General features: G+C 58.0%; 28 protein-coding genes. 14 read left to right on the top strand and 14 right to left on the bottom strand.

All coding sequences use genetic code 11. The features are described from left to right. Window positions 1–341 precede the first annotated feature (341 nt). The 5 genes from trfA to ssb all read right to left on the bottom strand — a co-directional run bounded on the left by trfA (window position 342) and on the right by ssb (window position 4466). The gene (gene trfA, locus CR105_RS23340) at window positions 342–1322 is read right to left on the bottom strand and encodes a plasmid replication initiator TrfA (protein WP_099792725.1); all 981 of its coding nucleotides are present in this window, start codon (window positions 1320–1322) and stop codon (window positions 342–344) included. Window positions 1323–1413: 91 nt separating this feature from the next. Continuing rightward, on the bottom strand, window positions 1414–1785 hold the full coding sequence (locus CR105_RS23335) for a TrfB-related DNA-binding protein (RefSeq protein ID WP_099792723.1): 372 nt from the start codon (window positions 1783–1785) through the stop codon (window positions 1414–1416). Between the two features lie 59 nt (window positions 1786–1844). After that, window positions 1845–3029 carry a ParB/RepB/Spo0J family partition protein gene (locus CR105_RS23330; protein ID WP_180288289.1) on the bottom strand — a complete coding sequence of 395 codons (1185 nt, stop codon included), beginning with the start codon at window positions 3027–3029 and terminating at the stop codon, window positions 1845–1847. Further along, window positions 3029–3826: a ParA family protein gene (locus CR105_RS23325; protein WP_099792719.1), complete on the bottom strand. Its 798-nt coding sequence runs from the start codon at window positions 3824–3826 to the stop codon at window positions 3029–3031. The genes CR105_RS23330 and CR105_RS23325 overlap by 1 nt, the downstream gene beginning before the upstream one ends. Before the next feature lie 148 nt (window positions 3827–3974). Continuing rightward, window positions 3975–4466 (bottom strand): single-stranded DNA-binding protein, encoded by a 492-nt coding sequence (gene ssb, locus CR105_RS23320; protein WP_099792717.1) that lies wholly within the window; start codon window positions 4464–4466, stop codon window positions 3975–3977. 807 nt (window positions 4467–5273) lie between these two features. Between ssb and CR105_RS23315 the strand changes: the two genes are divergently transcribed. After that, the gene (locus CR105_RS23315; protein WP_099792715.1) at window positions 5274–5723 is read left to right on the top strand and encodes a DUF6932 family protein; all 450 of its coding nucleotides are present in this window, start codon (window positions 5274–5276) and stop codon (window positions 5721–5723) included. Beyond that, on the top strand, window positions 5720–6661 hold the full coding sequence (locus CR105_RS23310) for a hypothetical protein (protein ID WP_099792713.1): 942 nt from the start codon (window positions 5720–5722) through the stop codon (window positions 6659–6661). Before CR105_RS23315 ends, CR105_RS23310 begins: the two co-directional genes overlap by 4 nt. Before the next feature lie 25 nt (window positions 6662–6686). Here CR105_RS23310 and CR105_RS23305 read toward each other — a convergent pair whose 3' ends face one another. Together CR105_RS23305 and CR105_RS28505 are read right to left on the bottom strand one after the other, a co-directional pair. Next, a complete protein-coding gene (locus tag CR105_RS23305; protein ID WP_099792712.1) occupies window positions 6687–6887 on the bottom strand; it encodes a hypothetical protein in 201 nt (66 codons plus the stop codon). A 73-nt stretch (window positions 6888–6960) separates the two neighbouring features. Next, window positions 6961–7110 (bottom strand): hypothetical protein, encoded by a 150-nt coding sequence (locus CR105_RS28505; RefSeq protein ID WP_180288288.1) that lies wholly within the window; start codon window positions 7108–7110, stop codon window positions 6961–6963. Window positions 7111–7749: 639 nt separating this feature from the next. On the opposite strand from CR105_RS28505, the gene CR105_RS23300 reads away from it, so the two are divergent. Continuing rightward, window positions 7750–8040: a hypothetical protein gene (locus tag CR105_RS23300; protein WP_099792710.1), complete on the top strand. Its 291-nt coding sequence runs from the start codon at window positions 7750–7752 to the stop codon at window positions 8038–8040. 36 nt (window positions 8041–8076) lie between these two features. Further along, a complete protein-coding gene (locus CR105_RS23295; RefSeq protein WP_099792708.1) occupies window positions 8077–9042 on the top strand; it encodes an Abi family protein in 966 nt (321 codons plus the stop codon). 212 nt (window positions 9043–9254) lie between these two features. Here CR105_RS23295 and CR105_RS23290 read toward each other — a convergent pair whose 3' ends face one another. From CR105_RS23290 to CR105_RS23260, 7 genes are all read right to left on the bottom strand, one after another. After that, complete coding sequence (locus tag CR105_RS23290) at window positions 9255–9494, bottom strand: hypothetical protein (protein WP_143752807.1); 240 nt, start codon at window positions 9492–9494, stop codon at window positions 9255–9257. 18 nt (window positions 9495–9512) lie between these two features. Continuing rightward, window positions 9513–9797, bottom strand: a complete 285-nt coding sequence (locus CR105_RS23285; protein WP_099792704.1) for a hypothetical protein — start codon at window positions 9795–9797, stop codon at window positions 9513–9515. Window positions 9798–9996: 199 nt separating this feature from the next. After that, window positions 9997–11508, bottom strand: a complete 1512-nt coding sequence (locus CR105_RS23280) for a HAMP domain-containing sensor histidine kinase (RefSeq protein WP_099792702.1) — start codon at window positions 11506–11508, stop codon at window positions 9997–9999. Then, window positions 11505–12323, bottom strand: coding sequence for a type 1 periplasmic-binding domain-containing protein (locus CR105_RS23275; RefSeq protein WP_099792701.1), 819 nt, complete (start codon window positions 12321–12323; stop codon window positions 11505–11507). Before CR105_RS23275 ends, CR105_RS23280 begins: the two co-directional genes overlap by 4 nt. A 209-nt stretch (window positions 12324–12532) precedes the next feature. Beyond that, a complete protein-coding gene (locus CR105_RS23270; protein ID WP_099792699.1) occupies window positions 12533–14680 on the bottom strand; it encodes a TonB-dependent receptor plug domain-containing protein in 2148 nt (715 codons plus the stop codon). Beyond that, window positions 14681–15562, bottom strand: a complete 882-nt coding sequence (locus CR105_RS23265; protein WP_099792697.1) for a CPBP family intramembrane glutamic endopeptidase — start codon at window positions 15560–15562, stop codon at window positions 14681–14683. Window positions 15563–15629: 67 nt separating this feature from the next. After that, the gene (locus CR105_RS23260; protein ID WP_099792695.1) at window positions 15630–16283 is read right to left on the bottom strand and encodes a response regulator transcription factor; all 654 of its coding nucleotides are present in this window, start codon (window positions 16281–16283) and stop codon (window positions 15630–15632) included. 480 nt (window positions 16284–16763) lie between these two features. Here CR105_RS23260 and CR105_RS23255 point away from each other — a divergent pair, with 480 nt between their 5' ends. The 10 genes from CR105_RS23255 to CR105_RS29715 all read left to right on the top strand — a co-directional run bounded on the left by CR105_RS23255 (window position 16764) and on the right by CR105_RS29715 (window position 23304). Further along, window positions 16764–17078: a hypothetical protein gene (locus tag CR105_RS23255; protein WP_180288287.1), complete on the top strand. Its 315-nt coding sequence runs from the start codon at window positions 16764–16766 to the stop codon at window positions 17076–17078. 11 nt (window positions 17079–17089) lie between these two features. Next, entirely contained in the window at window positions 17090–17554 is a 465-nt protein-coding gene (locus CR105_RS23250) for a hypothetical protein (RefSeq protein WP_143752806.1), read from the top strand. 14 nt (window positions 17555–17568) lie between these two features. Next, complete coding sequence (locus CR105_RS23245; protein ID WP_099792689.1) at window positions 17569–18213, top strand: lytic transglycosylase domain-containing protein; 645 nt, start codon at window positions 17569–17571, stop codon at window positions 18211–18213. Window positions 18214–18249: 36 nt separating this feature from the next. Then, window positions 18250–18543: a conjugal transfer protein gene (locus CR105_RS23240; RefSeq protein ID WP_099792687.1), complete on the top strand. Its 294-nt coding sequence runs from the start codon at window positions 18250–18252 to the stop codon at window positions 18541–18543. A gap of 2 nt (window positions 18544–18545) precedes the next feature. Beyond that, window positions 18546–18911: a VirB3 family type IV secretion system protein gene (locus CR105_RS23235; RefSeq protein ID WP_099792685.1), complete on the top strand. Its 366-nt coding sequence runs from the start codon at window positions 18546–18548 to the stop codon at window positions 18909–18911. Beyond that, a complete protein-coding gene (locus tag CR105_RS23230) occupies window positions 18871–21270 on the top strand; it encodes a VirB4 family type IV secretion/conjugal transfer ATPase (RefSeq protein ID WP_099792683.1) in 2400 nt (799 codons plus the stop codon). The genes CR105_RS23235 and CR105_RS23230 overlap by 41 nt, the downstream gene beginning before the upstream one ends. Window positions 21271–21371: 101 nt before the next feature. Further along, complete coding sequence (gene virB5 / locus CR105_RS23225; RefSeq protein ID WP_099792681.1) at window positions 21372–22028, top strand: P-type DNA transfer protein VirB5; 657 nt, start codon at window positions 21372–21374, stop codon at window positions 22026–22028. Next, window positions 22028–22159 carry a hypothetical protein gene (locus CR105_RS29275; protein ID WP_267873912.1) on the top strand — a complete coding sequence of 44 codons (132 nt, stop codon included), beginning with the start codon at window positions 22028–22030 and terminating at the stop codon, window positions 22157–22159. The genes virB5 and CR105_RS29275 overlap by 1 nt, the downstream gene beginning before the upstream one ends. Before the next feature lie 51 nt (window positions 22160–22210). Continuing rightward, on the top strand, window positions 22211–23167 hold the full coding sequence (locus CR105_RS23220) for a TrbL/VirB6 family protein (RefSeq protein ID WP_099792679.1): 957 nt from the start codon (window positions 22211–22213) through the stop codon (window positions 23165–23167). A gap of 8 nt (window positions 23168–23175) precedes the next feature. Beyond that, window positions 23176–23304, top strand: a complete 129-nt coding sequence (locus tag CR105_RS29715) for a lipoprotein (protein ID WP_502522556.1) — start codon at window positions 23176–23178, stop codon at window positions 23302–23304. The last annotated feature ends 2 nt before the right edge of the window (window positions 23305–23306 follow it).

Here is a 23306-nt window from a genome sequence, read left to right as displayed (position 1 = left end):
CAGACACCGAAGCTGACCGCCTGGGGACTGGGAGTCATAACCCGACGTTCTGGACTGGGCAAGAATGGGCGCACTGGGAGTCATAACCCGTCGCGTCTACGGGGTTGGCCGGGGCAAGGTGGGAGTCAAAACCCGATATTCGAGGGCGGCGGCAGGGGTGGGAGTCAATCCCCGATGTGGGCGACTGATGCCTGAAACTGGAGTGAGCGCGACAACAAAACAGCTTTTTGTTTTGTTTTATGCAATTTTGCAGTCCTGCATAATGCAAAACAAAAGGCGAAAATGCATGGGGGTGGGAGTCAATCCCCGACCTCCCCCCTGCGACATTGAACGGGTGGGAGTCAAAACCCGAAGTCGTCATCCTTCCCGGCGAACGCCTCGTCGCCCTTGATCGCCTGCTTCTTCGCCAGGTGCCGCTGCTGGCTGGCGGTTCCCTTGCGGCGCACGGTCACGAGGTCGCTTTCGGGGTCGATGCTCCAGCTCGTGAACGCGCCGACCTCGACGCACTTGTCCAGCGCCACGCGCAGGGCCTTGCGGAAGTCCGTCATGCGCGCCGACTTGCTATCGCAAAGTTCATACAGCGTTGCCACCTTGAGGCGCAGCGGGGCCGCGTGGGTGCCGTAGAAGTACATCAGCCACTTGGCCAGCATGTTGTTCTTGAGCTTCTTGCGCTGCACTCGATCCATGTGCGAGTAGCCCGATTCATAAAGCAAGCGCATTTCCTGGTCGAACACGACCGCGTAGCGCTGGGTGTCCTCGTCGCGCAGGAAGTTATGGATCAGCGAGCCGCTGAACGTCTTGTTGGTGTCGGTATACGTGATTTCCACGACGCCGCTTTGCAGCCGCGCCATATCCTCTTTCAATTCCTCGTAGTCCGCGCCGCCAGTGCCACGGTCAAGCTCGCGCAGGATTTCGCTTGCGACAAATTGAACACGCGCACCGTATGGCTGCTGGCGTGCGACGTGCAGCAGCAGTTCCCAAAGGTCAAGGTCGCGCTGGTTGAAGCGCTCGCCCTTGAACATGATCTTGTAGCCTTCTACCGTGCGGAGCTGCGTGCGCTTCTTGCACATCGAGCGCTCCTGGCTGATCGAGAACAGCGAGCCGCGCAGCGCCGCATTCGGAATACCGCGCACTTCGTCCGGCCAGAAATTGAGCTGCATCGGATCGTCGGCCGACGCCGCGATTATCGAGAACGGCTTTGACTTGCGCCCCTTGTTGGTGCGCGCCTTGCGGACTTTGGGTTCTTCCTCGGCAGGCGCCAGCGCCGCCGTTTCGCTTTGATCAAGGAGATCCTGGGTATCGCTGATTTCTGTGTGGTCCATCTGCTATAATCCTCTTGCTAAGTCGGGGCTATTTTGGTTCGGCTTACGTTGACTTGATGCCCGGTCCCGCTTTGCGTGTGGCCGGGTTTTTTTATTGTTGGATGAATCTTTTTTGCTCCGATGGCGGGAGTGTCGCCATTGCCGCGATTTCAGCGCGGAATTTCTCGATCAGCGCACTCGGCGCGATCAGCGTCACCTGTTCCCAGCCTGGCGGCAGCAGCACGCCCGCATTCGCCGTGGCGCGCTGCGCGGCGTGATAGTCCGCGATCTTGTCCCAAAACGTTTTGACGTCGTTGTTGATCGCCTGGCGCGAACAGCCATGGCGCTCCGCGATCACGGCCAGCGTTTCACCGTCCACCAATGCCGAACGGGCCCTGTCGGCCCGGTCATCACTCACATTTTTCAGCAACGGTCGGACTGCATCGAAATCGCTTGCGGTCGCTCGCCGTTTATCTCTGGCCATAATTGAACCTCTAGTAGTTGCGCCAGGCGCAGCCGCTACCAAGCGGCCGCCCGGATCGGTTAAGCCTTTGCCAGGCCCAAGACGTTCAGCACGTTAAATTTCTCCACCTGCGCATCGCCGCCCTGGACGAATGCGAGCATGGCGAAGGCCCCCGCCCCTTCCGTGTCGAACGTGCCGTTGCGCAGGCCCTGGATGAGTCCCAGCGCCATGTTGTCGCGGTTGCGGCCGGCGATGTAGAACGATTCGAGCCAGTTCTGTACATCGGTGCGATCCGCCTTGGCCAGCGATTCCATGAACGCCTTTGGTGCCAGTCCGCTTTTGAAGATGCGGTTGTAGCCGTCCTCAAGGCACGACGGCGGCAGGGCCGGAGCTGTCTCGGCGGTTTCGGACTTGTCGCCTTCGCCACCTGGGAACGGCCAATCCGGGTTGGGGGCCTTGACGCCCGATTTCGCCTCCGCGAAATTGTGGACCGTGGCCTTGCCCGGCTCCTTGTGCGCCTCGTTCTTCGCGCCTGCCTTCTCGCCCTGCTTCTGCGCCTTGGCCTTCGACGGCGGTTTTACGGCGTCCTTGTGTTTCTCCGCCACCTTGCGGGCATCGACCTTGCCGCGAGTTTCTTTCAGCTCCTTCACCATTTCCTTCGCGGCTACCGGGTCGCGCTTCTCGACGGTCTTGACCATGCCGATGACTTCCAAATCAGCGCTGATGCCTTCGCTGATCACGCGCGCGGCCTGTGGGGCCAGGGACGTAAGCGAGAGCATCTTGGACAGCCAGGTTCGCGATTTCTGGTGCTGCGCCATCAGCGCTTCCATGTCGCCCTTGTGCCCGTCCAGGTCGGCCTTGAGCTTCTTGGCGATTTCGATTTGCGTCAAGTTCTTGCGGTGGATGTTTTCCGCCAGTTGGATATCGGCGGCTTCCGCATCGGTCATTTCCTTGATCAGCGTCGGTACGCTGATTTCCCCGGCGCGCTCGGCAGCGCGGTAGCGGCGCTCGCCTGCTACCAGCTCGTACGGGATCGGGCCGTCAATCGGGCGCAGCAGCAGCGTTTGCAGGATGCCGTCTTTCTTGACGCTCTCTTCCATCTCGTCGAGCGAACTGTCGTCGCCGTCCATCTCGTCGCGGATTTGCTTCTTGACGAGAATGTCCGTGAGCTTGACGACTTCCAGCCTGTAGCCCCGGCCTTCCTCGAACATGCCTTCAAAGCCGCCGCCGAGGGCGTCACCGAAATCGTATGCTTGCGCTTCCATTATTTGCTCCCCAAACTCGTTAGTACGTGATCGCATGCCTGTTTCCATTGCTCGCCAGCTTCCCGGTGGGACTTTGACTTCGCGCCCTTCCAAACCGGCTTTCTCAGATTGATGGCGCGGGCAACTGGTACTTTCTGCGCCAGCATGAACGGGAGGATCGCCGGTCCGAACTTCGGATGCTTGCGCAGCGCGTCCAGCTCCGCCATGGCCATCTTGTCGCGGGTATCGACTTTCGACGGCAGCATGCCGATCATGCGCAACTTCGGATTGAAGCCGCCTGACTTCACGTCACGAATAATCTGCCAGAGCTGCGCGAGTCCGGCCGTGTCATACAGCCCTAACGTGAGCGGGCTGACTACCGCGTCAGCACAGGTGAGCGCGGCCTTGAGCAGCATGTTGATCGTGCCTGGCGTGTCGATAACGGCGACTTCGAACTTGTCGCTGAACTGGCGCAGATAGCGGCCAGGATGCTTGGCGAAATCGTCGGGCGCTTTTTCCAGCTTCAACAACTCGTCGTAGTCTGCGCGGATGATCGCCTGGCCTGGAGCAAGGTACTCCAGCTCGGCGTCGGCCGACTTTTCCGGCGCGTAGAACAGGTCGGATGCCTTGAGATAGCGCTTGCTTGGGTCGTAGTCGGGACCGTGCGGGTGCGCGAGCGAAAAGCTGCCCTGCTTGTCGAAGTCGATCCGCAAGGTAGGGCTGTCCTGCTCGACGGCCGCATGCACGGTGTTGACCGAAAACGCGGTCTTGCCGATGCCGCCTTTCGGATTTGCGACAGCTAAGATTTTCATTTTCATGATGTGGGTCTCTTTTTTCTGGTTACGTTGACGTATGCGAGATATTTTTTATTGTGCAGAACGATACTAAAACCGACGACTTATGTAAACAGACTTTTGTTGTCAACGGCTTTACAAACCCCGGATTTCTCCGGGGTTCTCTAGAGCATCAAAATGGAATGTCGTCATCTTGCATTGCCGGGGCTGGCTTCGCGCCCTTGCCGCCTCGTTTGGCCGCTGGTGCCGCTGCCGGAGCTGGCGCACGGGCTGGGGCCGACGATTGCGCTGGCTGGCCTTCGTCGTCGCCTGCGTGGTGCTGCCCGCCGTTTGGCGTGCCCAGCATTTGCATCGTTTCAGCGATGATGTCGGTTGCGTACTTCTCCACGCCGTCCTTGTCCGTGTACTTGCGGGTTTGCAAGCGGCCCTCGACGTAGACGGACGAACCCTTTTTGAGGTACTGGCCCACGATCTCGGCCAGGCGTCCGAAGAACGAAATGCGGTGCCACTCGGTCTGCTCCTTCTGTTCGCCCGTGTTCTTGTCCTTCGACTTGTACGAGGTCGCAACGGCGATGTTTGCGATTGCGTCGCCGCTAGGCATGTAACGGATTTCAGGATCACGGCCCAGGTTGCCTACGATGATTACTTTGTTGACGGATGCCATTTTGAAACTCCTTAAAAGTGAGAGAGGGTTTTAACTGGCCCCGGACTGGCCGGGGCTTGAAGCGGTCTAGCGGTTGATGCTGTACAGGTTGTTGATGTGGTGGAACAGGATGACGACGGTTGGGAGGACCAAAATCAGCGTTGTAACGACCCCTAAACCAAAGCTGCGCCAGTTAACATTCTTCATAAAAACTCCATTGCTTACGTTGACATAACCACTTGTTTTTACTGGCGATTCGTTTCGATCACCATGTAACTATTATAGGGCATGACAACTCATTTGACAATCGATTTAAGTTGTCAAATAGGAGTAAAAACAGCAATTGTTTTGATCATAATCACCTAGTCGATAGTTTATGTAAATATCAAGATTGATCACAAACCAACCCGATTCTGCAAAACCGTTTTTCCAGGCGCATGAGTTGAGCAAACGGGGGCGTCCCCGACGGTCCGAGCGAAGGCGAGGATGCCGCCGCAGGACGGCACCCCCTGCATCGTGGGAGGTTTAGGGGCGTTTTGGCCGGGCCGACCCCGGACAGCCCCGCCCGACCACTCCGGGACAGAAGAACAACCACGGTCCGGTTTGACTGGTGACACGATCGCGGCGCCGGCGTGCAGGATCTGTCACCACGGCCCGCTGCGGGACAATTACGCCCCTGCCCTAGTGTCGAGTGACACAGAAAGTGAAAACTGTGCTTTGTAAGTGAAAACTGTTGACGCAGAGAGGGACAAAACTGAGGGAATGCAAGCAGATCACACTAAAATGCCAGTTGTTGCTAGATTGAAAAGTCACGTACAATCGGCTGCTATGTCCAAACCAGAACATCCGACGCTGTTAGCCCCTGGATTCCACAATTTTACGTTCAGCGACATGCCGAACGCTTTTGTCACGCCGTTTGCATTCTCGCATCGTAGGCCGATGCTGCTGGCCGGCCTGAAGAAATTTCTCGATGAACTAACAGCGCTCGCGATAAGAGGTGACGTTTGGTTTGATGGGTCGTTTGTTACCGAAAAGATTGATCCCGATGACATCGATTTGGTCGTCGTACTCGACGCCGATTCGGTGTCCGCCCTGACAGATCAGCAACAACTGAGTGTGCAGCAACTGTTCGATAACCCTTCATCAAAGGCAAAATACAACTGCGATGTGTACTGTGTGCTCAGCACAGACGTAGTTTGGGTATCGTATTGGCGTGGTTGGTTTGGCTTCAAGCGTGATGGCCGAACGCCTAAAGGGATAGGGTGCATTTCGTTATGAGCGCCAACGAACTACAGCTCCTCAAGTTACGAGCGCAAGAAGTACGCACGTTGATGATCGAGCGCGAAGAGCATATACGTAGGAACCCGCTTGATTTCGCTGCACGATTAACTTTGTCATCAATGCGTTCACACCTAGATGACTTGAATCGTCAGACTATTCTGCTCGAAGCTGAGGAAGCCCGTGGCCTCATAGACTTTCGACTGATAGGAAATCAAGTTACCAACGGCACGATCCGTTTAGGTCTCCTCGCGAAATTAGCCGCACCTCTCGCGGATGTGTTGACGGCCGCCGCTCACAGATTCCGCTACCCGGACGACGACAAGCCCGGTTCTTGGAACTTAGTGAGTGGGATGCTTGATCTTCGTCTTGCATCCCTCGGCACTGGGTCTACTCGACTTTATCTAACAGGAAATGCGACGACAGATCTGACTGGGCAATCACTTTTCGACGTGTCCATGAAGCAGTTATTCGCTTTACTAAATGCAGACCAAGACAGCTTTTTTGACTCTTTGCACGCCATGGGACCCCGTGCTGCACGCGCCGCAGAAACGCTTCTGAAAGCCATGGAAGCTGAGGATGTCGCGGCGGAGTTGATGTGGACGTCTCAAAGCGCGCAGCCTTTTTACTGGGAGGGGCGTACTGACCGAATAACCCAACTGCGCGCTATGTTGGAGCAGACAGAAGAACGCCAGACCGAGACTCTGGAGATACAAGGCGCGATATCACTACTTAGCGACACTACCCGCTTAGAAATCCGTGAGGATGGGAAAACCAAAGCTACAAAAATACGTTATCGCAAAGACCAGCTTCCCTTGATCGCGGACTTAACTGTAGGACAGCGCGTCGTCCTGGAAGTTGAAAAGACAAGTTTCTATGACAAGTCGGAACAACGGCTGATAGAGCAGTTCAGGCTAGGCGGGATTAGTAGTCGATAACTTCATTGTCACTAAACTGTGCGGACTAGTCGCTGTCCAGCCCGTGCCGCTGGCACAGGCATCCTCGCCGGTCGGGACCGGCGCACTCGAAGGGATTGTCTGAGGCAGTTTCAAGCTGCTGTTGCTGCTCGTCGTCGCCTATCCCGCTAAAGCGGAAAATCAGGTCGAAGACGATCACGGTGCAGCCCTGCACCTGGCAGCGCCTGTGGTTTTGAGGGGGAGTCATTTTTTTGCTCCTTTTGTTTACGAAGCCCCATGGTGTTCATCACGACCAGCGCAGCGGAGCGGATTTCCAGGATTTATTTTTCGTTGGTGACGCGCTGCAGCTGCTTGACCGCGCCGGCTGTCACCATCCCGGCCTTGGTGACGCCGCGGCACGCTCGATCGGCGCGCGCTGTCACCAAGCCCTTGGCGACGCGGCCGCGCACCTGGTACGCATGTTCTGTCACCCCTGCCCTGCCCTGATCTTTGCGATGTCGTGGTTCCGGCCATGCCTTTGCCGGGATACGGAGTTGGCCGCGCAGCGGCCAAGCCCTACCGGCCCGGCTCCTACCGGCAAACCCGCGCAAGCGCGGGCTGCGGGCTACATGGCCGTCGACGTCGCCGCCTCGATGCTGGCATTTTCGGTTTTGCAGGAAGTGGATGGCGGTGTGCGGTGGCCAGGTGTTGACTTGGCGGTTTGGTGGTCTGGCAAGGGGTGGCCTGTAGGGGTGGCCGCTTGCGGCCAGTCGCGCCAGCGACCAAGCAGCTTGCCTGCGCGCTCCGGAATGGGCATCCCCGGTTTTTCCGCCCTAGCGGGAAAATGCCGGGTTTGACTTTAGGCAAGTGGGTGGCCGCGCAGCGGTCAGGCGCACAGCGGCTGATCTGGAGGGGTGGCCGCTTGTCGGCCAGTCGCGCAGCGACCAAGCGGCAGCGCGCTCCGGAACGGGCATCCCCGGTTTTTCGCGGAGGCGAAAAATGCCCCTGGGTGTCCTGTTTTTACGTCTGTTGAATTTGTCTTTCAAAAACGACGCTTTGCAAACAACTATCAGGAATGTTCATCGATACAGTAAAATCTGCGCTCTACATACCAAACTCAACCGGTTCAAATGGGCTTCAATAAAAACGAGTTGGCCACCATAGCCAAGACTGGCCCTGATGCTTTTTCTGTGAAATTGCGTTCCGGTGAGGGGGATTTTTGGTATGCGTTCGTCATTCTTGCCAGGACACTGGAAGAGCATCGAATTCTTACAGCGAGGGGCGATATTAAGTCGTGGCGCAACCTTGACGATGCGGTTCTTTTTTTTGAGAAGACGTGTCCTGAGTGCCTGAATTTCGAGATCGAAATCGGGGCTTGGGTACTGGCCAGACGCATTGAATCGGCACCAGACCTCCAATAATCTACCCGGCTTCCACCATAGGAAAAACATCCCGATATGCATCATCTTCTACCGGCTGATTTGGCTCAGACTCTGGCGGACATTTCCACGGCAAGACTTTCAAGCTACCAGAATTTTTTCAGCCCGGCGAACGATGAGGAGCTTTACGGTCTCTATTGCTGGAACGATGCTGTTTCCAGCAGATACATGCGTCTCATCGGCATTCTGGAGGTTATTCTTCGCAATCGCTTGCACACGGCATTGAGCGGCTACGCGTGGAACCATCATACTTCCAACGGAAGCCAGGACTCCAACGACTGGTATATGAAGCTGTACCGCCCATTTACAGGAAATTCCACGGGTGACAGAACGTTGAAGAAGAAGATTGGGAAGCCCGCGACGCCAACGGCCCCCAATAAGGTGATTGCCAGCATGACCTACGGTTTCTGGCCGCACGTCCTCGACAAGACGCTGGACAATAACGGTATCGTTGTTCCCTGGGACACGCTGATCCCGGCTATCCTGCCGGGTCATCACCAGCGGGCCGCCACTTACTGGGGCGTGCAGGCCCATCAGGATGCCTTGTTTGCACGACTGCTCCTGGTCGGCGATTTGCGTAACAGGGTGGCTCACTTCGAGCCTTTGTGGAAATTTGGGGAGGAATTGAGCGAGACACGCGACCGGGCCCATGCGCCCAGGACCGTGGTCAACCCCGCACCGACCACGATTCCAGATAGTCTGCAACGACTTCAACTGTATTACCAGAGAACAACGCAATTACTGCACTGGTTATCGAAGGGCCGAGCGGCGGACTATTCCGAGTCGGAAAACCACCAGACGCTTCGATGGCTGATGTCGGAGGACGCGCTGCTCAGCTTCCGATCACTTCCTGGCCATGGCGAAATTAGGCTCAGTTCTCTCACCAAGGGGTGGGGTCTAAAGGGCGAGCTGAGAGAGCGTAAATTCGTGGTAGTCACTGACAAGAAGAAGGCGGTAGGTAGGTACTACCGCGAACCGAGTTGAAGAAATCAGACCCGGAAAGACAAAGAGCCATCCTTTAGGGATGACTCTTTGATTGAAGCCGTTGCACGCCAGACCCTGCTAAGTCGCTATTAACCGTCGCAAGTTACGCCTGTAATGTCTACCCAGGCATCTTAGCACAAGCCGAATACGGTTGCAATCAGGGTAGTTAAAGCGGAACGCTCTTAGCTACCTGGCGCAGCCGTCCGGACCTATCAGAAAGAGGTCGTGACAAGCCAGGCGTCGATGTCGGCCTGAGCCTTGTCAATCGCCTTACTCATTGCATCAAAAGCACTATTGCCATCAGCGACGACCTGAAATTTCAGTATACGGGCACATCCAGCAGTTCCAGAAACGTTCTCAGGGGTGATCATCACTTCCGCGTTATAGGTTGTCCCCGCGCCGTTCACGAGCACGTCGATGTCAAAACCCTTGTAATTGATGCTGTGGTTCATCGTTTCCATTCATGTTGTTTAGCAGCTACTACCGTCGAGCATTTTGATGGTGCCCCGACCGCCGCAAGTCGCGCACGGCCGGTAGCCCTTGCTGCGCGCAGCATCAATGGTCAGTCCGATGCAAGCCACATTTGTCCCGCATTTGTAGCTGTGGTAGACCTGTCCCTTGCCGCTGGCCGCAATGCGGACAAAGTATGCGGCCTTCCCTTCTCGCACCAAGCGCTCGCGTCCAGCATCATTCATCATACCGATAATGGCGATGAGGATGGCCAGGAACATGCAAATTCCGGCGATAACTGCCATTTGGCGGCTCCAGCTAGTGGTGATTGGTGGAATGATACCAAGCCCGAAGCGTCATAGCGCAATGGGCTGGCCGGTTGGTGACGCTGCAGCGCTGCTGCAGCGCGCCGGCAGTCACCAAAACCGACATTTTCGCCTCCGCGAAAATTGGTGACACCAGCTCGCGGCCGGCGAGCTGGCCAGGACACCAATCGTGCCCTCTTTAGGGGTGCGGATCGTCGTGCCGTTCATGCAGCAGTGGCAGACAGATCGTGATCTTAGTCCCCTCCCCTGGCTGCGAGTCGAACTGGAAGGTTCCGTTGTACGGGTAAATCCGCTCTTTCATCCCGATCAGGCCAATCCCCTCGGCCTCGTGCGACACGTTGCAGCCGATCCCATTGTCGAGCACGGTCAGGCGCACGGTTTCGGTCGTTTCGTCCACTTTGAGCGTCACGTAAGCTTGCGTGGCGTTCGCATGTTTCACGACATTGGAAAGCCCTTCCTGGATCAGCCGGAAGATCGTGATCGACAGCCCGCCGTCGAGCTTCGAGCAGTCGCCATTCTCCTTGAACTCGAATTGGCAGCAAGGGTGGCTCGCGTTGTACGTGTAAATCATTTCCTCGATTGCGCCCCGCAATCCCAGCATGTCGAGCACTTCCGGCCGCAGGCGCCGCACGATAATCCTCGCGTTCTCGTACAGCTCAAGCGTCAGATTCATGATCGTTTGGGCGCGGGCAGCGATTTCGCTGCTGGCCGTCGCAGACGGCCCCTGCTGTGCGAGATGGATGATGCGTTCCGAGTTCAGTTTTGCAGCGATGAGCGTAGCGTTAAGCTGGTCGTGGATCTCGATGGAAATGCTCTTGCGTTCGTCCTCAACCGCCGTATTGACCTTCTGAATCAGTTTTCGCTTCTCGTAATTGGCCTTGACCGCCTCATTGCGCGACTGTTCCAGGGCGAACGTCCGTTCCTCCACCTTCCTCTCCAAGCTCTGCTTGGATTCGTTCAAGCTGATGCTCATTTCCTTGATGGACGCTTGCAAGTCCCCTATTTCGCCGCCGCTCGTCACGGCTATGTCGGTGTCAAACCGCCCTGCCCGGATGCCGTTGACGGCCCCAATGATCGTCGCCAGGGGCCGTTTGAGCGTGTTGGACAGGATCATGGCGATGAGGATACTCGCCGCCAGCGCGAGCAGCGCGATGGCGGTTTGCTGATACAGGCGCTTTTTCTGGACCGCCAGCACATCGACGGCCGACATGCTCACCTGGGCTTGGCCGATGACCGTTGGCTTGAACTGGGACGCGTGGCCGACCATGGGGCCGGTCACATGCGGCTCCCCCGTAGCGCCGAAATCGTCCACGGTGGGCGCTTGCCTGAGAATGGCCGATTTCGCCACGGGTATCGAGCTGTCGGGCGGCGTCTCGGCCGCGATCCGGAAGACTTCGCGCTGCTGGTTGTCGAGCACGCGAATCAAGCGGATGCTGCTGTCCGTTTTCAGGAAGCCTTTCGACATGCGCTCCAGCTCGGCGAAATTGCCGGTGATGAGCGAATATTCGCTGCTTTCGGCAACCGCCGTGGCGACCACCTTCCCTCGCTCGACGACCTCGGCGCGTACTTCGGCCAGGCGGACCATGTAGGTAAAGGGCACGAGCGCGCAGAACAGCAGCACAACGGGCACCAGGCCGATCCACACCAGACGCGTGCCGATGCTCCAGTTCGTCCATTTCAGGAATTTCATGCTCTACCGCCCGGCTTGCGCGAGAACTTGGGCACTTGCTCGGAAATGACAATGTTCAGCGAGCGCGCCACGTCCTCATTCACGACGGCCTCGAAGAACTTGGGAAATTGTGGCTCCGGCAAGCGTCCGGTGCTGTCGTATTCGGCAAGCATTTCGTCAACTTGCGCAACGATGTCGTCAATGCCCGAGAACGTGGACGCCAGCGCCCCGGCCTTGACGACGGCCGCAGAGAAACCGATGACCGCCTGGTTGCGGCGGTACGTCGAAACCAGTATGGACCGGATCGTTTCCGCGTTGTAGACGGCGCTGTCGGGGGTGGCCAGGATCGCCTGCACGTCCGCCAGGCGCGTGAGGACGCGGTTGATGTCCTCCCCAGGTGCGAGCGTTTCGTACGTCACCTCGGCCTGGCGCGGGGTGACGCTGCGCCGCAGGACGCTTTCGATGTGTTCGTTGTCGCTGCTGAGAATGACGCCAACCTTGATCGGCTTCCTGTAGATCATCCCGATAAGCTGGAACTGCTGGGCCGGGGCCGGATCGGCGTAAACAGCGCTGACAGCACCTGCGCGCCAGGGTGCCTTGTCGAGCACTGCGTGGAATACCTTGTGCGACGTGAAGGTCGAAATTATCGGCCCGCTGGTGCCGCTGGTGGCCAGGTAGCGCAGCGCTTCAGGCCCCACGGCCAAGTAGATCGGTAGCTTGCCAGACGGTCGGCGTTTGTTGACCTGGCTGGCCGCGCTGGCGGTCGGGAAGCGTGCTCGCAGCGCATCGACAATGAGGATGGTCGATTTCGACTGGTCGGCGGTGATGATCTGCAAATCGAAGCGTTGCGCGTTAAGTGCCCACGCGGCAGCGGCTGGACCAGCTAGAAGAGGTACGAGAAGGGCGAGAAACTGTCTCCGAGAACGTACGCTCATGTTGCTGCAGCTTAGGTTGTGAGGCATTGGCCGCTGCGGGGGAGGGCACAGCGGCGGGGTTATTCAAAACGCATTTCTTTTATTATGCGGAATTATATTTCACAAAAGCATCAAAAGGTGGCTTTAATGCTAACCCGATATTGCATTTGGTTGCCGATCCGGTTGGTAATCGACTTGCCGATGTCGTAGAAGTACCTCACTTCGGTTTCGTCCAGGTGCGTGACTGTCAACGTCGGCGTCAAAACTGCGCCGCCGATGCGGTAGCTCTTGGAGACAGTCAAATCCTGTTTGCCGAAAGCGCTCTGGCCCGTGGCCGCGCCCTGGTTCCTGTACGCGGCCAGCGACACCCGGACATCGCCGGGCAGCAGGTGCGAGGCAGCGAACACGCCGCTGTTGCGGGAATACTGCGTCAATTCCATCGGGGTCGTGGCGTCGGCGTTGAGGTGGGAGTAACCGGCATGCACATTCCATTTGGGCGCGGGCGCGTAATCTACTTGGATTTCCGCGCCGCGCAGGCGCAGCGAATTGGCGTTCGTCGGATTGAAGCTGGCCAGCGTGATCCGTTCAGAAATCAGGTTGGTCAGGTGGTCATCGAACAGCTTCGCGTCCACCATCAGCCCACGGGCCGGGAAATTGCCCGTGTAGCCGATCTCCCGCGACGTGTTCTTTTCGGCCTGGAGCGTGCCGCTGGCGCGCGCGCTTTGGGCGTAATACGCCTCAGTCACGCCAAGCAGGGCGGGATCGAGGCCGGTGGTCAGGTAGGACCAATTCGCCCGTTGCTCAATGATGCCGGGCATCCTGTTGGCGCGGGACAGGACGACGCGCACGGTATTGTTGGCGTTCAAGTGCTTGTTGAGCGCGATACGCGGCGAGAACGAGGAACCTGTGAGATTGTCGCTCTCGTAATAGCCACCCGCGTTGACAACGACCGAAGGGGCAGGGCGGTACTCGGCATTCGTGAAAACGCGCCAGGTGTTGTTGCTGACCTTGCCGCCAAGGTAGGTCGCGCTTTCGGCCGTGTCGCGCCGGCCGCCGACGCCCGCCACGAACCGCAGCGAGTTCGAGAGCACGCTGGTCATCTGCACTTCGATGTCGGCCCGGTTCTCGACATAATCCTGATTGGTGGTGCCGCACGCGGGCGCTGTCGCCCTGGCGCCCAGGCCACGAATGGCGCGCAGGGCGGCAGCGGCCAGCAGGTTGTCGGCCGGAGTGCCGCCCGATGGCGTCCGGCCAGCGATGATCGCCAGGACGTAGCCAGGATTGGCGCGCCACAGCGTGCCAAGTTCGGGCAGGTAGGCGAGGGCGGGCAGGCACTCGACCCAATTCTGGTCGTTGCTGTGGCGGGAAAGGTAGGCATTGACCTTGATTTCGTGCGCGGGCGACAGGCTCTTGCGCCAGGTCACGCCGATATCGCGCTCTTGCAAATTGACGTCGGGATACGACCGCTGGTACTGGTCGAGCAGGGGGTTCCCCTGGCGTCCATTGAGCGCCGCCAGGCGCAATTCAAGGTTTTCGTCCTTGCTCAGCTCGGTCGATGAGCGGAAATTGAGCAAGTCGCGTTTCGAGCTGTCATGGTGCGGATCGACGCCGGGGAGGGTGAAGCCCGACCCGCTTACCTGCTCGAAACCTTCCGACTGGCGGTGATCCAGGGTAATCCAAAAGTTGGTATTGGCCCCGAATTTGCCGCCGTGGCGGGCTGTGGCGGAGCGGGTCTTGCGCGAGCCTGCCGAACCGCTGAGCGATGTACCAGCGGACTCGTTCGGGTGCTTGGTGATGATGTTGATGATCGCCAGCATGGAATTGGGGCCATACGACGCGCTATTCGGCCCCCGTGTGACTTCGATGCGCTCGATGTCGTCCATGGCCACCGGCAGCATGGTCCAGTCCACCTGGGCGAACGCGGAGCGGTAGACCGACATCCCGTCGATCAGCACATTCATCCGCCGTGGCGAAATGGAATTGCTGCCGTGGTAGTTGATCGTGTATTCACCGCCCGAGAGCTGGGTGACGGCCATGCCGGGAACCAGCCGCAGAGCTTCCGGTACGCTGGCAATGCCGTACTTCACCAGCATGTCGGCCGTGATGACGGTCACGCTGCCGGGCACTTCCGAAATCGGCTGGCGCAGGCGGGTGGGCGTGAGCACGACATTGGTGTTGTCGATAATGTCGAGGTCCGCGCTCTGGCCGAACGCCTGCAACGTTGTGAAGGTGAGTGCGCTGAGCGCCAGGTAACGGGGGAATGGTTTCATGATCGTCATTTATAGCGTTCGGGGGTAGGTGAACGCAATGAAGTGCAGCGCATTCAGCGCGAAATGAGTCAGGATCGCCGCCTCAATTCGCTGACTGCGGTGGAAGGCGTAGCCGTATCCGAGACCGGCCAGCGAAGCGAGGCCGATCAGCAACGGCCCTCCCTTCGCATGGGCGATGCCGAACAGGATCGCCGCTGCGACCATGGCGATATACGGGCCGGAACGCCTGCGCTTCATTCCAATGGTGAATTGCGCCTGCATGAAGCCACGGAAGAAGGCTTCCTCGGTCACGCAAGTGAAAAGCAAGTTGCACATGAGAAATACCGGAGTGTAGGCAACAAGCTTGGGATCGACATTGACGTAGCCCAATGCGAGACCGAAAGCGAACACGACTATTGGCGTGCCAATGATGACGGGGTACTGGCGGAAGACCTCGCGCCATTCGTCGCGGCTGCGGGCAGGCACGCAAAAGATTGCGAAGAGGATCAGCCCGGCTGCGGTCGTGTCGAAGTTGAGATTGTGCGTGAAGGTGGGTGCCCCTTCACTGATCCGCATATTCGAGACCAGCGACGGATTGACGAACCCGGCGAACTTGTGGACAGACAGCGCCACTGTCATCCAGCCGGTTCCGATGAGCAAAGCCACCTTGATCAAGCCGGGCTTGAACGCCTTCGCGGCGCTGGCCAGCGCGGCGAAGCCTGCCAGGGCAAGCACGCCCTGCCACATGACCAGCCCGCTAAGCAGGCCACTGATGCAAGCGGCGGCGAATACGGCCACCCAAGGGGGCAGGGTGAGCTTGTCTTTGAAGGGCAGGGGTTTGAGCCATGCGGCGACTATTGAAGCGGCCAGGAGGCCATAGGTGGTCGCAATGGGGATTGTAATATTCATCATATGCAGGGTAGATTTTCGCGGAGGCGAAAAAGTTGGTCCTCGGCCTTGTTTTTCGCCTCCGCGAAAATCAAGGTTCGACGTAGCCGTGTTTGACGGCGAGCAGTGTCAAATCGGCGTTCCGGTTTGTGCCCAATTTCTCCTTGAGGGCGTGGGTCACATTGCTGATCGTTTTCTGCGACAGGCCCAGCAATTCGGCCATTTCCTGATTCGTGCGGCCTTTTGCTGTCAGCAGGAAGATCTCGAATTCGCGGGCGTCGAGCACAGCGCCCGGTGACTGGTCGCCCTTGACCGACAAATTGGCCAAGCGCTTGGCGATCCTGTCGAGGAAATACGTCTCGCCACGACTGGCGTCCGCAACCGCCTGGGCCAAATCGCCCGCGCTGATGTCCTTGGTCAGGAAGCCGCGTCCGCCAATGCTGTATGTCTGCTTGATCAGGGCGTCCTGGTCGAACTGGCTCAAAAACAAAATGTTCGCCTTGGGATCGCGCTCCAGAATGGTCTTGGCAGCGTCCAGGCCCGTCAGCTTTTCGCCAAACCGCAGGTCCATCATTAGAACGTCCGGCTTCAATTTTCCGTAAGCCTCAACGGCTTCATTGGGCGTTGTTACTTGCCCGATTACCTCAATTCCTTTGCTTTGCAGGGAAAGAGCGAACCCCGACATCACGATGGGGTGGTCATCCGCCAGCAGTACGCGCAACTGCGCGGTCTCCTTGTCATGCATACATTCTCCTAGTCTTTCCCGTGAGCATTCTGGTTGGATTCGGCACTTTTGCCGGAATCCGTCTGATTGGCTATCGCCTGATTTATTTTTTTTGCCGCAGAGGGTGGCAATTATTTCATGGTTCGCCTTTCAACGGATGCCCGTAAGGGGCGTAGCGCAGCATTTTAACAACTTTATTCAATTACTAAGAGGAATTTTCCAATTTTAGGAAGAAATGTTTCCTAAAATATACGTGGAAAAGTCCGAAAAACTTCATTAGTATTGCTGCATTCCGCAAGCGTTTTGCCACTTCTTCCCTAGAATACTTATAAAGACGGAAAAAAGTTAGCTTTTTAATAGAAGAACTTGAAGTAACTTTAGCAACCTTGCGGCAACGCGAATATGCGTCAAAACCAACAAAACTACGTTTTGTTGAACAAATCGTGATTTTGTTTAAATAATCCTATAAACTGGGAACAAATCCACAGAATGCAAAACATTATGGCAGATATGACCCCAGGCGCAGGCAAGCCACCGAAGTTGACCAAGGGGTATCTGGAAATGCTTGGTGCGTCCTTGGGACGCGGCACGTATGGCGTGACGGTCAAGCAAACACCAGAGGGCTTTTGGACGATCCGGTTGAAATTTGAAGGTCAGCCGGAGGAAAGGCCGGTGACGACGGCCAGGGGCGAAATGAAGGTGTGGCGCAACGTCATTGGCGCTATCACCTTCGCGCAAGAAAACTGCGGCCTGGCCAGCAGTGTGTGTGTCGAAGTGGGCGGCTGGAAGCTCGGCCGTATAGAGAACGTCAACTAATGGGGAACACCATGAAAAGTATCAGGTTTCTAGCAGTAGCTGTCCTGGGCCTCGCGCCCCTGATGGCGCAGGCCGAGGATAGCTGGGCGTGCGAGGTGGTGCTGTGCCTTGCCAATCCGAACGGCGCAACCGCCGTAACGGAGTGCGTCGCGCCGATCAAGAAGCTTTACAAGCAACTGGCCAAGGGGAAGCCGTTCCCCTACTGCGACATGAACTCGAATGATTCGCAAGGCAATTCGGCCAAGAACACGATGCTGAACGGGAAAAACTGCCCGGAGCAGCACAAGTTCTACGTCGGCAAAGTCGCTATGTGCGAGTACCAAGGCGTCATCAACGTCGCCGTGGCGAACAAGCCATACACCCGCGTGTACTGGACCGAGGGCAGCAATTACACCGAAGTGCTGGGCGGCGGCGCGCAGCCGGTCGACCTCCCGCCCGACGATGAAGTCCTGCCGCCAGGCCAGGTCCAGAAGTAGGCGAGGGGACAGTCATGGCCGATTTCGTCGCTCCCGACAACGAATGCCTGCGCTATGCGCAGGCGCCGATTGCGCAGGCAATGGCATTCGTTGAATCCTCGTTCAACCCCTACGCCATCGGCGTGGTGGGCGGCGCGCTGGTCCGGCAGCCGCGCAACAAGCCGGAAGCGATAGCGACGGCGTTGGCCCTCAAGGCGGCTGGCTACAACTACAGCATGGGTTGCCGCCAGGTCAACCAGTCGAACCTGGCCAAGTACGGGCTTGACCACAACTCAGTTTTCGATCCGCGCCAGAACGCCATGGCCGGGTCCGCCATATACGACGAATGTCGTACACGTGCCGTCGCCAAATTCGGCGAGGGTGATTCAGCAACCCGTGCCGCGTTGTCCTGCTACTACAGCGGGAATTTCACACGCGGCCAGCAAAAGGAGGGGAACAAGGCCAGCTATGTGGACAAGGTGCTCGCCAGCTTGCCCAGCACGTCCGTACCGCAGGTAGGGCTTGCCATACCTGTAGTGGCAAAGGGTAAGTCGAAGCGCCAGCCGGAGGGGAAACAGACAAGTACCGGCGCTGCGGATTTTCGCGGAGGCGAAAACGTGGCAACAACCCAGCCAGCGGAGGCCAAAAGGCCGAGCTGGGACGTTTTTAACGAATTTTAAGCCATCAATTCCAACTTCAATTTAAAGGTCTCCACCATGAAAAAGTATCTGCCAGTCCTGCTCGTCATCGCCGCCTCCATCTTTTCGACCGCCGCTTTTGCGGCCGGTGGACTGGAAGCCGGTAAGACGGAAGTGACCAATTTCAAGAACTGGATTTACGGAACACTCGCGGTCGTCTCCGTCATCTACCTGATGTTCCAGGTGGTCCAGGCGTTCAGCAACAAGATCACCTGGGTTGATGTCGGCCAGGCGTGCGGGAAAGTGGCGGTGCTAGGCGGTACGCCAGCGCTGGTCACCTTCCTGTGGGGTATCTGGGGCGCGGCGTCCTGATCATGAGCGACAAGCTTTCGTACTCATCCTATAACGGCATGTCGCGGGTTCCCATGATGTACGGGGTCCCGCTCATCGCCGGGGTGGTGATCGCGATGATTAGCTTGTTCGTCGGTTTCGCTGGGGCGTTCATGTTCGGCATCGGCGGAATTCTCTTCGCCGGTGTCGGCATCCCGATCTTCTTGTACATCAAGAAGATCAGCGAAAACGACGACCAGGCATTGCGAATCACCTTTCTCGAATTGTGGTGCCGGTTGACCCGCCGAGGCGGGCGGTTATACGGCAACACATACACCCTGTCACCTATGCAATACGGTCGGAGAGCCCATGTCTACAAGCGCTATTTCAAAACCCTTATCGGAAAGTGAGCTGAGAAGCTTGCCAGCGATTGAGGCCCAGCTGCCAAAGCTGCGGAGACACGTGACCCCACGGGTCGTGAACTACGAGGATGGCCGTGCTTTGCTGGTCATCAAACTGGCGGGCATGCCGTTCGAATCGATGGACGATGCAATCATCGTCAACCGATTCAATTCCCGCAACCGCCTCATCGCGGCACTGGCCAAGGATAAGGGCAGGCGCTTGTCGTTCTCGACGACGCTCGACCGCAAGCGCGTGGCGTTCTCCAGCCTGTTCAAGTTCAAGTCCGCCTTCATGCGCCAGTTCTCGGAAAAATATCTGAGCCGCTTCAACACCGGCAAGTATTTTTCGAACGACTTCTACATTTCGCTGATCCTCAAGCACGATGATGTCGAGGAAGGCGCTGCCGAGCTGGAAGAAGTTGGGAACCAGCTCATGAAGGCGTTGAACGTCTACGACCCTGAATACCTGGAAACGTATGTCGAGAACGGTGTGATGTTCTCCAAGACTTACGAATACCTGGGCTTTCTGGTCAATGGCGTTTGGGAGAAACAGCCCGTGCTGGCCTGTCCAGCGGCCGAGTCGATTCCCAGCTCGTGGCTGCACTTCGGCTACGAGACATTGGAAATCCGCGGCGAGGGCGTGACGCGGTTCGCCACGAACTATGACTTGAAAGACTTCCCCGACGACACCGTGTGGGGCATGTTCGACAAGGTACTGGCGCTGCCGGCCGAATTCACGCTCACGCAATCTTTCATGTGCATGGCCGTATTCGAGCAGCAGGAAGCGCTGCAAAGTCAGATCAATAATCTGACGGCCGTGGGCGACGCCGCCGATCACCAGATCAAGGACTTGCAGCAGGCCAAAGGCTACATTGCGACTGGCGAGCTGGCCTTCGGGGAATACCATTGCGCCCTGACCGTATACGGCGATACGAAAGCGGAGGCCGTTGACAACGGCACGCTGGTGACCGGCACGTTCCTCGGTGAATGCGGCGCCCGCTTCATCAGGGCGAACCAGTCCGCGAAATTCACCTACCAAAGCCACGTGCCGGGGGCGAAAGTCAAGCCGCGTCCGATGATGAAGTCCAGCCGCAATCTAGCGGCGTCGTTCGGGATGCACAATTATTCGACCGGCAAAGCGGAAGGCAACCCGATTGGCGACGGCTCCGCGTTGCTGCCGTTGCAAACCACCTCGTCATCCCTGTACAGCTTCAATTTCCACCACTCCAAGAAGGACGAGGACAATCAGGGCGAGAAGATCGCGGGCAGTTGCCTGATCCTGGGCGCGACCGGCGCGGGAAAGACCACGCTGCAGACCGTCACCATCGGCTTCTTGGAACGCTTCGACGCCAAGATTTTCGCGCTCGACAAGGACGAGGGCCTGAAAATCTTCATCGCCGCGCTGGGCGGGGTCTACTACTCGCTCAAGGCGGGAGAACGCACCGGCCTTGCGCCGTTCCAGCTTCCGGATACGCCCAAGACGCGCCAGTTCCTGTACGGCCTGGTCAAGACATGCGGCAAAAACGACAAGGGCACGGTGACCGACGAGGAAGGCAATGACATCAAGGCGGCAGTCGATGCCGTGCTCGATCTGCCTTGGGAGCACCGTCGCTTTAGCCGCATGCTCGAAAACATTACCGATATCGGCGGCAACTGCCTGGCGCAGCGCCTGGCCAAGTGGTGCGAAAGCCGGAATGGCGAATTCGCCTGGGCGCTCGACAACGTGGGCGACAACATCGGGGTCATCAGCGAAATGCGGGTCGGCTTTGACGTTTCCGACTTCCTTGTGGACAACTACCAGCCTACCGAACCGATCCTGGCGTATCTGTTCCATTTGAAATCCCTGATGCAGGAAAAGGGTGGGCTGCTCACGACGGTCATTTCGGAATTCCACATTCCGGCCAAATACCCGACCACCTACAAGATGATGTTCGACGTGCTCAAGACCGGCCGTAAGCGCGACGAGCACCTTGTGCTCGACTCGCAGTCGCCCGAGGACGCCATCGACTCACCGATTTTCGCCGCGATCCGGGACCAGACCCCGACCAAGATTTTCTTGCCCAATCCGTCAGCCGAGTTCGCCAGCTACGAGCGCTGCGGCATGACGTACAAGGAATTCGCCGCATTGAAAGACCTGGAACTGGATTCGCGCACGTTTCTCATCAAGCAGGGCAATCAGAGCTGCTTTGCCAAGTTGGACCTGTACGGCATGGACGATGAAATCTCGGTCCTGTCGGGCAACACGGAAAACGTGGCCATTTTCAACGAGATCGTTGCCGAATTCGGGGCCGATCCGGATGTGTGGCTTCCAATTTTCCAGGCCCGCCGCAAAGGCAAGCGTAAGAAAGTGGCGGACCCGGTTGTGTAGCGGGGCAGGGCGGTTCGCCTCCGCGAAACCCGCCCGGTCCCCGCATCAAGCAGCACCATTTTCGCCTCCGCGAAAATTTCCTTTCACTTTGGAGAACCATTATGAAAACAACAGTAAGAGCGGTCGTCGCAGCGTCGATGCTTAGCCTGGCCTCGACCAGCTTCGCAGGCGTTCCGGTGTCGATCGTCGCGTCCATCCCGGACACGCTCAACCAGATCGCCACGATGCAGAAGTGGGTCACGCAACTGCAACAGATGAAGGCGCAGGTTGACCAGATGAAGGCGCAGTACGAGTCGATGACCGGCTCTCGTGGCCTGGGCCAGATCATGAACAATCCTTCGCTGCGCACGTACCTGCCGGATCAGTGGTCCGGCATTTACGACAAGGTCAAGGGCGGCAATCTCGCTGGCATCAGTGGCGTGGCCAGCAGCATCTACAGCGCCGAGGGCTTCGATCCGAACGCGGTGGGCGCTGCGAAGCGTCAGAACGAAATCATGGCAGCGAACAAGGCCATGACGATGCGGGCCTACGACCAGACCCTGGCGCGGCTGAACAACATCCAGTCGCTGATGGCGCAGGCGGACGCGACGCAGGACGTCAAGGCCGCTGCCGACCTGAATAACCGCGTGGCTGCTGAGAACGCAATGATCCAGAACGAGCAAATCCGGCTGAACCTGGCCGCGCAATTGCAAGTGGCCGAGGCCAAATTGGCCGACGCGCAGCGTGCCCGCGAATTCGACAACAAGTTCGCCCAGTGATGAAAACGGCCCTGATCATCGTAATAGTCGCGCTGCTGGGTTCAGTGGTCGTTTTCCTGGCAACTGACCGTCAGGAAAAGAACGTGGCCCAGCAGCGCGACAAGAGCTTCGACGCCAAATTCGCCAGGTGAAAACAATGAAAACGACCCGTCCGGAGGTTGGGGCTTAGGTTCCAAAACATCATGCCTATAAAACCCTTTCAAGAGATTTACGAGTTTTTCGATACGGCCGTGGTTGCCGTCATCCAGAACGGCACCACCAACATGATTGCGCTCATTTCACCGTTGGTTGCCGCCGGTTTCGGACTTTACGTGATGCTCATCGTCGCCTCGTATCTGCGCGGGGAGAACGACGATCCCATACAGGACTTCCTGTTCCGAATGCTGGGCTGGGGCCTGGTCATCACGCTCGGACTGAATGCGACGATGTACACCGATCACGTCGTGCCGTTCATCAACGGCCTCGGGGAGGACCTGGCCGGGACGGTCGGCACGCAATTTAGCTCGGCGGCTGCGCTTGACACGATGGTCAACAAGTTCCTCGACTCTTTTATCCTGCTCTACACGATGGCGGACGGCATCAAGCAAACCATGTTCGCCGTGCTGGCCATCGTGACGGTGAGCCTGTTCGCGGGCGCGTTCATGGTTGTGGCCATTGCCTACATCATCCTGGCCAAGCTCGCCCTGGGCATCCTTGTCGCGGTAGGGCCGCTATTCGTGGCCTCCGCGCTCTTTCCCGCCACCCGCGACCTGTTCAAGGCGTGGACCGGGCAAATCCTGAACTACGCGTTCCTCGTGATGCTGTTCTCGTTCGCCGCCCAAATTGAAATTGCCATGGTCAGCACATTGATCCCGGCCGACCTGTCGCTGTCGTCGCTGTTGAAGGTCAATCTGATCTGCGCGGTGATGGTCTTTGTGTCTCTGAATCTGCCTAGCCTGGCGTCGTCGCTGGCCGGGGGTGTGGGGATATCGAGCATGGTCGGGAAGCTGCGCAATCTGCCAGGGGGCAACAGGCAGGTCGGCGGCGGCGCGGGCGTGGAAAAGCCGCCCAAAGCCCCGCCAGAAGGCGGCGAAATCAAGGGCAAACCACCGGCATCGCCTCCAGGCGGCGGGGCCAAAACACCAGAACAGAAAAAGTGAGGATCGCAATGAAAAAACTAATCATGGGTTTCGTATTAACAGCGCTTCTGACGGCATGCACCACCACGCCGCCAAAGGCTACGCAGCCGTCCGGTCCATGGACGCCAGTCAATAAGCCGGTCGCGGCAAAGGAGTGATG

Origin of the sequence: Massilia eurypsychrophila, assembly GCF_002760655.1 — a bacterium.
Taxonomy (GTDB): Bacteria; Pseudomonadota; Gammaproteobacteria; order Burkholderiales; family Burkholderiaceae_D; genus JAFCUW01.
Note: the sequence above shows the minus strand (reverse complement) of the source record. Positions and strands in the feature narration are given on the sequence as shown.

Bases quoted from the DNA above. Each gene is read 5' to 3' on its own strand.
- CR105_RS23240 (WP_099792687.1), top strand. From the start codon at position 18,250: ATGAAAAAGTATCTGCCAGTCCTGCTCGTCATCGCCGCCTCCATCTTT.
- CR105_RS23255 (WP_180288287.1), top strand. From the start codon at position 16,764: ATGGCAGATATGACCCCAGGCGCAGGCAAGCCACCGAAGTTGACCAAG.
- CR105_RS23245 (WP_099792689.1), top strand. From the start codon at position 17,569: ATGGCCGATTTCGTCGCTCCCGACAACGAATGCCTGCGCTATGCGCAG.
- CR105_RS23300 (WP_099792710.1), top strand. From the start codon at position 7,750: ATGGGCTTCAATAAAAACGAGTTGGCCACCATAGCCAAGACTGGCCCT.
- CR105_RS29275 (WP_267873912.1), top strand. From the start codon at position 22,028: ATGAAAACGGCCCTGATCATCGTAATAGTCGCGCTGCTGGGTTCAGTG.
- CR105_RS23220 (WP_099792679.1), top strand. From the start codon at position 22,211: ATGCCTATAAAACCCTTTCAAGAGATTTACGAGTTTTTCGATACGGCC.
- CR105_RS23330 (WP_180288289.1), bottom strand. From the start codon at position 3,029: ATGGAAGCGCAAGCATACGATTTCGGTGACGCCCTCGGCGGCGGCTTT.
- CR105_RS29715 (WP_502522556.1), top strand. From the start codon at position 23,176: ATGAAAAAACTAATCATGGGTTTCGTATTAACAGCGCTTCTGACGGCA.
- CR105_RS23250 (WP_143752806.1), top strand. From the start codon at position 17,090: ATGAAAAGTATCAGGTTTCTAGCAGTAGCTGTCCTGGGCCTCGCGCCC.
- CR105_RS23335 (WP_099792723.1), bottom strand. From the start codon at position 1,785: ATGGCCAGAGATAAACGGCGAGCGACCGCAAGCGATTTCGATGCAGTC.
- CR105_RS23295 (WP_099792708.1), top strand. From the start codon at position 8,077: ATGCATCATCTTCTACCGGCTGATTTGGCTCAGACTCTGGCGGACATT.
- CR105_RS23315 (WP_099792715.1), top strand. From the start codon at position 5,274: ATGTCCAAACCAGAACATCCGACGCTGTTAGCCCCTGGATTCCACAAT.
- CR105_RS23325 (WP_099792719.1), bottom strand. From the start codon at position 3,826: ATGAAAATGAAAATCTTAGCTGTCGCAAATCCGAAAGGCGGCATCGGC.
- CR105_RS23230 (WP_099792683.1), top strand. From the start codon at position 18,871: ATGTCTACAAGCGCTATTTCAAAACCCTTATCGGAAAGTGAGCTGAGA.
- CR105_RS23305 (WP_099792712.1), bottom strand. From the start codon at position 6,887: ATGACTCCCCCTCAAAACCACAGGCGCTGCCAGGTGCAGGGCTGCACC.
- CR105_RS23280 (WP_099792702.1), bottom strand. From the start codon at position 11,508: ATGAAATTCCTGAAATGGACGAACTGGAGCATCGGCACGCGTCTGGTG.
- CR105_RS23260 (WP_099792695.1), bottom strand. From the start codon at position 16,283: ATGCATGACAAGGAGACCGCGCAGTTGCGCGTACTGCTGGCGGATGAC.
- CR105_RS23310 (WP_099792713.1), top strand. From the start codon at position 5,720: ATGAGCGCCAACGAACTACAGCTCCTCAAGTTACGAGCGCAAGAAGTA.
- virB5 (WP_099792681.1), top strand. From the start codon at position 21,372: ATGAAAACAACAGTAAGAGCGGTCGTCGCAGCGTCGATGCTTAGCCTG.
- CR105_RS23265 (WP_099792697.1), bottom strand. From the start codon at position 15,562: ATGATGAATATTACAATCCCCATTGCGACCACCTATGGCCTCCTGGCC.
- CR105_RS23235 (WP_099792685.1), top strand. From the start codon at position 18,546: ATGAGCGACAAGCTTTCGTACTCATCCTATAACGGCATGTCGCGGGTT.
- CR105_RS23290 (WP_143752807.1), bottom strand. From the start codon at position 9,494: ATGAACCACAGCATCAATTACAAGGGTTTTGACATCGACGTGCTCGTG.
- trfA (WP_099792725.1), bottom strand. From the start codon at position 1,322: ATGGACCACACAGAAATCAGCGATACCCAGGATCTCCTTGATCAAAGC.
- CR105_RS23285 (WP_099792704.1), bottom strand. From the start codon at position 9,797: ATGGCAGTTATCGCCGGAATTTGCATGTTCCTGGCCATCCTCATCGCC.
- CR105_RS23270 (WP_099792699.1), bottom strand. From the start codon at position 14,680: ATGACGATCATGAAACCATTCCCCCGTTACCTGGCGCTCAGCGCACTC.
- ssb (WP_099792717.1), bottom strand. From the start codon at position 4,466: ATGGCATCCGTCAACAAAGTAATCATCGTAGGCAACCTGGGCCGTGAT.